Origin of the sequence: Methylobacterium sp. WL116 (genome assembly GCF_008039455.1) — a bacterium.
In the GTDB taxonomy this organism is placed as follows: domain Bacteria; phylum Pseudomonadota; class Alphaproteobacteria; order Rhizobiales; family Beijerinckiaceae; genus Methylobacterium.
This window is the reverse complement of the sequence record NZ_VRUV01000118.1, coordinates 1-10542: the sequence shown is the minus strand read 5'-3', so window position 1 is coordinate 10542 and position 10542 is coordinate 1. Positions and strand designations below refer to the sequence as shown.

5 protein-coding genes and 1 pseudogene are annotated in these 10542 nt (G+C 67.9%); 2 read left to right on the top strand and 4 right to left on the bottom strand.

All coding sequences use genetic code 11. From position 1 onward, the window contains the following. Positions 1 to 248 (top strand): annotated as a pseudogene (locus FV223_RS30320) (hypothetical protein); the annotation flags it as partial. Positions 249 to 541: 293 nt separating this feature from the next. After that, positions 542 to 724 carry a DUF3606 domain-containing protein gene (locus FV223_RS11365; protein ID WP_147727149.1) on the top strand — a complete coding sequence of 61 codons (183 nt, stop codon included), beginning with the start codon at positions 542 to 544 and terminating at the stop codon, positions 722 to 724. 158 nt (positions 725 to 882) lie between these two features. Here the strand turns inward: FV223_RS11365 and FV223_RS11360 are convergent, their stop codons facing one another. The 4 genes from FV223_RS11360 to rplL all read right to left on the bottom strand — a co-directional run. Then, positions 883 to 1362: a hypothetical protein gene (locus FV223_RS11360; RefSeq protein ID WP_147727148.1), complete on the bottom strand. Its 480-nt coding sequence runs from the start codon at positions 1360 to 1362 to the stop codon at positions 883 to 885. 135 nt (positions 1363 to 1497) lie between these two features. Continuing rightward, the gene (gene rpoC, locus FV223_RS11355) at positions 1498 to 5709 is read right to left on the bottom strand and encodes a DNA-directed RNA polymerase subunit beta' (RefSeq protein ID WP_147727147.1); all 4212 of its coding nucleotides are present in this window, start codon (positions 5707 to 5709) and stop codon (positions 1498 to 1500) included. A gap of 179 nt (positions 5710 to 5888) precedes the next feature. Further along, positions 5889 to 10013 (bottom strand): DNA-directed RNA polymerase subunit beta, encoded by a 4125-nt coding sequence (gene rpoB, locus FV223_RS11350; RefSeq protein ID WP_147727146.1) that lies wholly within the window; start codon positions 10011 to 10013, stop codon positions 5889 to 5891. A 267-nt stretch (positions 10014 to 10280) separates the two neighbouring features. Next, positions 10281 to 10542, bottom strand: a 262-nt coding sequence (gene rplL / locus FV223_RS11345; protein WP_147727145.1) for a 50S ribosomal protein L7/L12, incomplete at its 5' end; no start/stop codon positions are given.

Genomic DNA, 10542 nt, shown 5'->3' with positions numbered 1-10542 from the left:
CTGGCGCACTCCTCGGTGCCGCTGCCGCGGAGGCGCACGCGGCGCCCGCCTACGGCTACGCAGATGCGCGCCCCGTGGTGCGCTATCGGCCCGCTCGCGTCGTCCGCGCGTACGACGAGGAGGTGGTCTACCGGACCACGCGGGTCGTGCGCTCCGACGAGACGGATGCGGAAGGTTACGGCTATCGCGCCGCCGGATACGGCGACCGCTGGCACTGCGACCGGCCGCACGGCTACGGCGGCTGGTAGCCGAAGAGGCGCCAGGGCTGCCCGAGGGGCGCGGGCAGCCCGCTTGCACCGCTCGGCACGCCGCGAGGCCCAGGCGCCGGGCTCCGGCACCCGGCGGGGCTTCGGCGAAGTCCGAGATGCCCCGTCAAGGGTGAAACCCTTGACCGGTCCCGCCGCACCGCCGAAACATCGCCATCGACCGACCGGTCGTCCCGATCCATCCGCGACGGATCGTGCCCCGGCGCCGTGCCGCCCTGCGTCGCTCATGCCGGGCGGATACGATCCCGGCGGCGACCCTGTTCTCGAAAGCGACCATGCCAGGCCTCAAGGACAAGCGCGGATTCATCGATAAGGACCGGCTCGATCTCTCCGAGCGGAAAGCGGTCGAGTACTGGGTGAAGCGCTGGGGCGTGACGCAGGACCAGCTGACCACGGCGCACCGCAAGGCCGGGCGCATGATCAAGGACATCGCCACCGAGCTCGGCAAGAAGCGTTGAGCGAGCCGGATCGGACGACCCCGTCGCAGGTCCGCGCTGCCTGTGGCCGCGCGAGGAACCGGCCCACGTCGGTGCGAATGGATCCACCGGGGGGCGGGATCGACCGAAGCCGCCTGCAATCCTCATGTCCGCCCGAGGGCCGGCCGTGAAGGTGTGCGTCAGCCCTCGCTGTCGCGATTGAGGCCGAGGGCCTTCATCAGGTCGCCGATCGGATCGCCCTCCACCGGCTTGCCCGGCTGCGTCGCCGAGGCGACCGGGCTCGGGGCCTGCTGCTCGATCCGGGCCGCGGCCGGCCGGCCGCTCGCATTGGGCTGCGCCACCCTGCGGGCATGGACGTGCTCGGCCTTCCGCACCGGACGCGCCTGCGGCTGATCCTCGAGCCCCGATAGGCTCGCCGTCATCGCGACGGGCAGGAGGGTGAAGGAGGCGGGACGCGCCAGCGTCGCTTCCGCCGTCTCGGCCTGCGACACGCGCGCCGGCGGATCGCTCCAGGCCGTCGCGGCTTCGGCGGACGCGACGACGGGGTGTCCGCGGCGCGTTTCGAAAGCCGGATCGCGCGGATGCAGAACATGCGCGGCGGTGATCAATCCTGTAACGAGCACGGCGGTCGTGAGGATTGTGGACTTGACGTGTTCCATGATCTCAGAACGAACGGCCAAGGTCATGGTTCCGCTTGCCGCGGCCCCGACCTTCGGCCGGCATCGTCCAGCCCCCGAAACGAAAAGGGCGGCCCGCCGGGCCGCCCTTTCGCAGGTCGTGGATCGCTTCGCGGCCTACTCGGCCGCGGCCGAGGGCAGCTCGCCCAGCGGCCGGGCGCCGCTGTCGGACGCCTTCTGCTGGAGGATCATGCTGTCGCGGCGGCGTGCCACCGCGCGGATGTCGGCCACCATCGAGCCGGTGCCCGCGGGGATGAGCGAGCCGACGATGACGTTCTCCTTGAGGCCTTCCAGGTGGTCGATCTTGCCGTTGACCGCGGCTTCCGTGAGGACCCGGGTGGTCTCCTGGAACGAGGCCGCCGAGATGAACGACTTCGTCTGCAGCGACGCCTTGGTGATGCCGAGCAGGACGGGGACGCCCTGGACCGGCTTCTTGCCCTCGGCAAGGAGCTTCTCGTTGACCTCGGTCAGCTCCGTGCGGTCGATCTGGTCGCCCGCCAGGATGTCCGAGTCTCCGCCGTCGGTGATCTCGACCTTCTGCAGCATCTGCCGGACGATGACCTCGATGTGCTTGTCGTTGATCGACACGCCCTGGAGCCGGTAGACCTCCTGGATCTCGTTGACGAGGTAGGCGGCCAGCTCCTCCACGCCCTTGATCGCCAGGATGTCGTGCGGCGCCGGGTTGCCGTCGACGATGTAGTCGCCGAGCTCGACCACGTCCCCGTCCTGAAGGTGGATGTGCTTGCCCTTCGGGATCAGGTACTCGACCGTCTCCGAGCCGTCGTGCGGCGTCAGCGACAGGCGGCGCTTGTTCTTGTAGTCGCGCCCGAAGGCGATGGTGCCCGACTTCTCGGCGATGATCGCCGCGTCCTTCGGGCGCCGCGCCTCGAACAGCTCCGCCACCCGCGGCAGACCGCCGGTGATGTCGCGGGTCTTGGCCGAGTCGGTGGAGACGCGGGCGAGGATGTCGCCGGCCTTCACCGAGCCGCCCGGGTCGTAGCCGATGATGGCGTCGACCGGCAGGAAGTAGCGGGCGTCCGAGCCGCGCGGCAGCTTGACCGGCTTGCCCTCGGCATCGACGACCACCATCGCCGGCTTGAGGTCCGAGGTGCGCGCCGAGCCGCGCCAGTCGATGACGACGCGCTTGGCGATGCCGGTCGACTCGTCGGTGGTCTCGGTGATCGACTGGCCGTCGACCATGTCCTCGTACATCACCACGCCGTCCGTCTCGGTGATGATCGGGCGGGTGTAGGGGTCCCACTCGGCGATGCGCTGGCCGCGCTTGACCTTGTCGCCGTCGTCGACCCGCAGGCGCGCGCCGTATTGGAGGCGGTGCACCGCCCGCTCCGTGCCGTCGGCGCCGACGATCACCACCGCCACGTTGCGGCCGGTGGCGATCAGGTCGCCGTCCGAGTTCTTGGCGATCGCACGGTTGCGGATCTTGATCGTGCCCTCGAAGCTCGACTCGATGAAGGACGAATCCGCGATCTGCGCCGCGCCGCCGATGTGGAAGGTGCGCATGGTGAGCTGGGTGCCCGGCTCGCCGATCGACTGCGCCGCGATGACGCCGACGGCCTCGCCCATGTTGACGGGCGTGCCGCGGGCGAGGTCGCGCCCGTAGCAGGTGGCGCAGACGCCCTGGCGGGTCTGGCAGACCAGCACCGAGCGGATCTTCACCTCCTGGATCCCGGCCGCCTGGATGGCGGGCAGGTGGCGCTCCTCGATGGTCTCGCCGGTCTTGACGATGACCGTGCCGTCCTGGGCGACGAGATCCTCCGCCGTAGCGCGGCCGAGGATGCGGATCGCCAGCGTCGCGACGACCTGGCCGGCATCGATGATGGCGCGCATCTTGATGCCGTTGGTGGTGCCGCAATCGACCTCGCGGATGACCGCATCCTGCGCCACGTCGACGAGGCGGCGGGTCAGGTAGCCAGAGTTGGCGGTCTTCAACGCCGTGTCCGCGAGGCCCTTGCGGGCGCCGTGGGTGGAGTTGAAGTACTCGAGCACGTCGAGGCCTTCCTTGAAGTTCGAGATGATCGGCGTCTCGATGATCTCGCCCGAGGGCTTGGCCATCAGGCCGCGCATCGCCGCGAGCTGCTTCATCTGGGCCGGCGAGCCGCGCGCACCGGAATGGCTCATCATGTAGATCGAGTTGATCTGCTTGTCGGCGCCCTGGTCGTCCTTCTGGACGGTCGAGATCCGGAGCATCATCTCGGCGGCGAGCTTGTCCGAGCACTTGGCCCAGGCGTCGACGACCTTGTTGTACTTCTCGCCCTGGGTGATCAAGCCGTCGTTGTACTGCTGCTCATAGTCCTTCACCAGCGTGCGCGTGGTGTCGACGATGGTCCACTTGTTCTCCGGCACGACCATGTCGTCCTTGCCGAACGAGATGCCGGCCTTGAACGCGTGGTTGAAGCCGAGCGCCATGATTCGGTCGCAGAAGATCACCGACTCCTTCTGACCGCAGTGGCGGTAGACGGTGTCGATCATCGACGAGATCTCCTTCTTGGTCATCAGCTTGTTGACGACGTCGAAGGGCACCTTGGCGTGCAGCGGCAGCGCGCCGGACAGGATCACCCGGCCGGGCGTGGTGTCGTAGGTCTTGGTCAGCGGCTCGCCGTCGGGGCCGATGCCCTTCCAGCGCCACTTGATCTTCGAGTGCAGCTTCACCGACTTGGCGGCCAGGGCGTGCTCGAGCTCGCCCATGTCGCCGTAGACGCCCTGCATCGGGTTGGTCTTGTGGTCGGGCTGGAACGCGCCGACCAGGCCCTCGCCGACGATGGAGAGGTAGTACAGGCCGAGCACGATGTCCTGCGAGGGCACGATGATCGGCTGGCCGTTGGCCGGGTGCAGGATGTTGTTGGTCGACATCATCAGGACGCGCGCCTCCAGCTGAGCCTCGAGGCTCAGGGGGACGTGCACGGCCATCTGGTCGCCGTCGAAGTCGGCGTTGAAAGCGGCGCAGACCAGCGGGTGCAGCTGGATCGCCTTGCCCTCGATCAGCTTCGGCTCGAACGCCTGGATGCCGAGGCGGTGGAGCGTTGGCGCGCGGTTGAGCATCACCGGGTGCTCGCGGATCACCTCGTCGAGGATGTCCCAGACCTCGGGCTTCTCCTTCTCGACGAGCTTCTTGGCCTGCTTGACGGTGGCCGAGAAGCCCTTGGCGTCGAGGCGCGCGTAGATGAACGGCTTGAACAGCTCGAGCGCCATCTTCTTCGGCAGGCCGCACTGGTGCAGCTTCAGCTCCGGGCCGACCACGATGACCGAGCGGCCCGAATAGTCGACGCGCTTGCCGAGCAGGTTCTGGCGGAAGCGGCCCTGCTTGCCCTTGAGCATGTCGGCGAGCGACTTCAGCGGGCGCTTGTTGGCGCCGGTGATGACACGGCCGCGGCGGCCGTTGTCGAACAGCGCGTCGACCGCCTCCTGCAGCATCCGCTTCTCGTTGCGGATGATGATGTCGGGCGCGCGCAGCTCGATCAGACGCTTGAGGCGGTTGTTGCGGTTGATCACGCGACGGTAGAGGTCGTTCAGGTCCGACGTGGCGAAGCGGCCGCCGTCGAGCGGAACCAGCGGGCGCAGGTCCGGCGGGATCACGGGGACGACGGTCAGGATCATCCACTCGGGCTTGTTGCCCGACATCTGGAACGCCTCGATGATCTTGAGGCGCTTCAGGAGCTTCTTCGGCTTCAGCTCGGAGGTCGTGGTGGCGATCTCCTCGCGCAGCGAGTCGGCGATGCCGTCGAGGTCGAGCTCCTGCAGGATGCGCCGGATCGCCTCGGCGCCGATCATCGCCGTGAACGAATCCTCGCCGTACTCCTCCTGGGCGCGCAGATACTCCTCCTCCGACAGGAGCTGGCGCTCCTTGAGGGGGGTGAGGCCCGGCTCGATGACGCAGTAGGACTCGAAGTAGAGGATCCGCTCGAGATCCTTGAGCGGCATGTCGAGCAGCAGGCCGATGCGGCTCGGCAGCGACTTCAGGAACCAGATGTGGGCGACCGGGGCGGCGAGCTCGATGTGGCCCATGCGGTCGCGCCGCACGCGCGCGAGGGTGACCTCGACGCCGCACTTCTCGCAGATGACGCCCTTGTACTTCATGCGCTTGTACTTGCCGCACAAGCACTCGTAGTCCTTGATCGGCCCGAAGATGCGGGCGCAGAACAGGCCGTCACGCTCCGGCTTGAAGGTCCGGTAGTTGATCGTCTCGGGCTTCTTGATCTCGCCGTAGGACCACGAGAGGATCTTTTCGGGGCTGGAGATCGAGATCTTGATCTGGTCGAAGCTCTGGGGCTGAGCCTGCTGGTTGAAAAGGTTCATGACCTCTTGGTTCATGATCCGCTCCTTGCTTGACGGGAACGCGCGCCCTGCGCCGGCGCCGTCCACGTCCTGAAATCAACTCGGCGCCGCGCCCTTCAAAGGCGCCGCTGGCCGTCGGCCCGTCCGGAGGCTCCGCCCCTCCCCGCTCGAACCGTGCCGGCGCTGGCGCCGGCACGGGAGGTGTCTTGTTTCGGCTACTCGGCCGCGTCGGCCGGCGGCTCCAGGGCGTCGTTGGCGACCTTCTTGGATGACGTCAGCTCGACGTTGAGGCCGAGCGACCGCATCTCCTTCACCAGCACGTTGAAGCTCTCCGGGATGCCGGCCTCGAAGGTGTCGTCGCCGCGGACGATCGCCTCGTAGACCTTGGTGCGGCCGGCCACGTCGTCCGACTTCACCGTGAGCATCTCCTGCAGCGTGTAGGCCGCACCGTAGGCCTCCAGCGCCCAGACCTCCATCTCGCCGAAGCGCTGCCCGCCGAACTGCGCCTTACCGCCGAGCGGCTGCTGGGTGACCAGCGAGTACGGGCCGATCGAGCGGGCGTGGATCTTGTCGTCCACGAGGTGGTGGAGCTTCAGCATGTAGATGTAGCCCATCGTCACCTTGCGGTCGAAGGCCTCGCCGGTGCGCCCGTCGTAGAGCGTCGACTGGGCCGACCGGTCGAGCCCTGCCATCTCCAGCATGGTCTCGATGTCGGCTTCCTTGGCGCCGTTGAACACCGGGGTCGCCATCGGCACGCCGCGGCGCACGTTGTTGGCGGCCTCGGCCATGTCCTCGTCCGACAGGCCTTCCAGCTCCGACGGGGAGTAGATCGCCTGCATCTCCTCCTTCAGCGGGCCGATGTCCTGGCTCTTCAGGTAGGCGTCGACCGCCTTGCCGACCTTGCGGCCGAGGCCGGCCGCGGCCCAGCCGAGGTGCGTCTCGAGGATCTGGCCGACGTTCATGCGCGAGGGCACGCCGAGCGGGTTGAGCACGATGTCGGCATGCGTCCCGTCCTCCAGGAACGGCATGTCCTCGATCGGCACGATCCGCGAGACCACGCCCTTGTTGCCGTGGCGGCCGGCCATCTTGTCGCCCGGCTGGATCTTGCGCTTCACCGCGACGAAGACCTTGACCATCTTCATCACGCCGGGGGGCAGCTCGTCGCCGCGCTGCAGCTTCTCGACCTTGTCGAGGAAGCGCTGCTCGAGGCGCTTCTTCGACTCGTCGTACTGCTTCTGCATCGCCTCCATCTCGGTCATGAGACGGTCCTCGACGACGGCGAACTGCCACCATTGCGAGCGCGGGTACTCGTTGATGAGCTCACGCGTCAGCGTGGTCTCCTTCTTGAAGCCCTTCGGCCCGGCGATCGGCGCCTGGCCGATCAGCACGCCCGAGAGGCGGGCGTAGGTGTTGCGGTCCAGGATCGCCTGCTCGTCGTCGCGGTCCTTGGCGAGGCGCTCGATCTCCTCGCGCTCGATCGCCTGGGCGCGCTCGTCCTTGTCGACGCCGTGGCGGTTGAACACCCGGACCTCGACGATCGTGCCGGTCACGCCCGGGGGGACCCGGAGCGAGGTGTCGCGCACGTCGGACGCCTTCTCGCCGAAGATCGCGCGGAGGAGCTTCTCCTCCGGCGTCATCGGGCTCTCGCCCTTCGGCGTGATCTTGCCGACGAGGATGTCGCCGGCATGGACCTCGGCGCCGATGTAGACGATGCCGGCCTCGTCGAGGTTCTTCAGAGCCTCCTCCGAGACGTTCGGGATGTCGCGGGTGATCTCCTCCGGGCCCAGCTTGGTGTCGCGGGCCATCACCTCGAACTCCTCGATGTGGATCGAGGTGAACACGTCATCCTTCACGATCCGCTCGGAGAGCAGGATCGAGTCCTCGAAGTTGTAGCCGTTCCACGGCATGAACGCGACGAGGACGTTGCGGCCGAGCGCGAGCTCGCCGAACTCGGTGGACGGGCCGTCGGCGATGATCTCGCCCTTCTTCACCGGCTCTCCGACGCGCACCAGCGGCTTCTGCGTGATGCAGGTCGACTGGTTGGAGCGCTGGAACTTCTGCAGGCGGTAGATGTCGACGCCGGGCTTGGTGGCGTCGGCCTCCTCCGTCGCGCGGATGACGATGCGGGTGGCGTCCACCTGGTCGACGATGCCGGAGCGGCGGGCGGCGATGGCGGCGCCGGAGTCGCGGGCGACCACGGCCTCCATGCCGGTGCCGACGAACGGCGCGTCGGCGCGCACCAGCGGCACCGCCTGCCGCTGCATGTTCGAGCCCATCAGCGCGCGGTTGGCGTCGTCGTTCTCGAGGAACGGGATCAGCGCCGCGGCGACCGACACGAGCTGCTTCGGCGACACGTCCATCAGGTCGACGCGCTCCGGCCCGACGACGATCACGTCGCCGGCGCGGCGGCAGACCACCAGCTCCTCGGTGAGCTTCTTGTTCTCGTCCATCTGCGCGTTGGCCTGGGCGACGTAGTACTTCGCCTCCTCCATCGCGGAGAGGTACGAGACCTCGTTGGTGACGACGCCGTCCTTGACCCGGCGGAACGGGGTCTCGATGAAGCCGTACTTGTTCACCCGCGCGAAGGTCGCGAGCGAGTTGATCAGGCCGATGTTCGGGCCTTCCGGCGTCTCGATCGGGCAGATCCGGCCGTAATGGGTCGGGTGCACGTCGCGCACCTCGAAGCCGGCACGCTCGCGGGTCAGGCCGCCCGGGCCGAGCGCCGAGAGGCGGCGCTTGTGCGTCACCTCGGAGAGCGGGTTGGTCTGGTCCATGAACTGCGACAGCTGCGACGAGCCGAAGAACTCGCGCACCGCGGCCGCCGCGGGCTTGGCGTTGATCAGGTCCTGCGGCATCACCGTGTCGATGTCGACCTGGGACATGCGCTCGCGGATGGCGCGCTCCATGCGGAGCAGGCCGAGGCGGTACTGGTTCTCCATCAGCTCGCCGACCGAGCGCACCCGGCGGTTGCCGAGGTGGTCGATGTCGTCGATCTCGCCCTTGCCGTCGCGCAGCTCGACGAGCGCCATGACGACCGCCAGCATGTCCTCCTTGCGGAGCGTGCGGACGGTGTCCTCGGCGTCGAGGTCGAGGCGCATGTTCATCTTCACGCGGCCGACGGCGGACAGGTCGTAGCGCTCGCTGTCGAAGAACAGCGAGTGGAACATGGCCTCGGCCGTCTCCAGGGTCGGCGGCTCGCCAGGGCGCATGACGCGGTAGATGTCGAACAGCGCGCCTTCGCGGGCGGAGTTCTTGTCCACGGCGAGGGTGTTGCGGATGTAGGGGCCGATGTTGACGTGGTCGATGTCGAGCACCGGGATCTCGGCGACGCCGACCTCCTCGAGGCTCTTGAGCAGCTTCTCGGAGATCTCCTCGCCGGCCTCGGCCCAGATCTCGCCGGTGTTCACGTCGACGAGGTCTTCGGCGACGTACTGGCCGACCAGGTCCTCGTCGGTCGCCTTGAGGAACTTGGTCCCCTTCTCGGCGATCTGGCGGGCGTTGCGGGCGTTGAGCTTCTTGCCGGTCTCGAGCACGACCTCGCCGGAATCGGCGTCGATCAGGTCGACCGAGGCCTTGAAGCCCTTCAGCCGCTCGGCGTCGAACGGCACGCGCCAGTCGGCGCCGTCCCGGTCGTAGACGACCTTGTTGTAGAAGGTCGACAGGATCTCCTCGCCGGACAGCCCGAGCGCGTAGAGCAGCGACGTCACCGGCAGTTTGCGCTTCCGGTCGATGCGGACGTGCACGATGTCCTTGGCGTCGAACTCGACGTCAAGCCAGGAGCCGCGATACGGGATGATCCGGGCAGCGAACAGCAGCTTGCCCGAGGAGTGGGTCTTGCCCTTGTCGTGGTCGAAGAACACGCCCGGGGAGCGGTGCATCTGCGAGACGATGACGCGCTCGGTGCCGTTGACGATGAAGGTGCCGTTCTCCGTCATCAGGGGCATGTCGCCCATGTAGACGTCCTGCTCCTTGATGTCCTTGACCGACTTGGCCGCCGTGTCGGGATCGACGTCGAACACGATTAGCCGCAGGGTCACCTTCAGCGGGGCCGCGAAGGTGATGCCGCGCTGGCGGCACTCGTCGACGTCGTATTTCGGCTGCTCGAACGTGTAGCGGACGAATTCGAGGAGCGCCGTCGAGGAGAAGTCCGAGATCGGGAACACGCCCCGGAACACGCTCTGCAGGCCCTCGTCGCCGCGGCCGCCCTCGGGCTCGTCCATCATCAGGAACTGGTCGTAGGACGCCTTCTGAACCTCGATGAGGTTCGGCATCTCAGCGACTTCCTTGATCTTGCCGAAGAACTTCCGAATGCGCTTGCGACCGACCAGCGTATTGGCCATGTGACCTCGCTCCACCATCTTCGCGTCCTGGTCGCCCGGGGAAGTCTCGCCGACTCCCGCGCCGGGCCATGGCTCGCGTCCCGCCGGACCGCGCCACCCGAATTCATGATCTCGATCGGCTCGTTCCGAGCCGGGACCCGTCTCAGGGTCCGCCGGCCGCCGAAGCGGCCTCAGCCCGCGGGTGCGAACACCCGCGGGCTGCGGTCACGGCCGGCTCCCGAGGGAACCGGCCGCGCGGTGACGGGCCGGGGATCGGCCCATCGCGGCTTACTTGAGCTCGACCTTGGCGCCGGCCTTCTCGAGCTGCGCCTTGAGCTTCTCGGCCTCGTCCTTGGCGACCGACTCCTTGACGGCCTTCGGGGCGCCCTCGACGAGGTCCTTGGCTTCCTTGAGGCCGAGGCCGGTGATCGCGCGGACCTCCTTGATGACCTCGATCTTCTTGTCGCCGGCGGCGGTGAGCATGACCGTGAACTCGGTCTGCTCCTCGGCGGCGGCAGCCGGGCCGGCGGCCGGGCCGGCAGCTACGGCG

Coding starts and splice junctions, on each gene's coding strand:
- FV223_RS11365 (WP_147727149.1), top strand. CDS start 542: ATGCCAGGCCTCAAGGACAAGCGCGGATTCATCGATAAGGACCGGCTC.
- FV223_RS11360 (WP_147727148.1), bottom strand. CDS start 1,362: ATGGAACACGTCAAGTCCACAATCCTCACGACCGCCGTGCTCGTTACA.
- rpoC (WP_147727147.1), bottom strand. CDS start 5,709: ATGAACCAAGAGGTCATGAACCTTTTCAACCAGCAGGCTCAGCCCCAG.
- rpoB (WP_147727146.1), bottom strand. CDS start 10,013: ATGGCCAATACGCTGGTCGGTCGCAAGCGCATTCGGAAGTTCTTCGGC.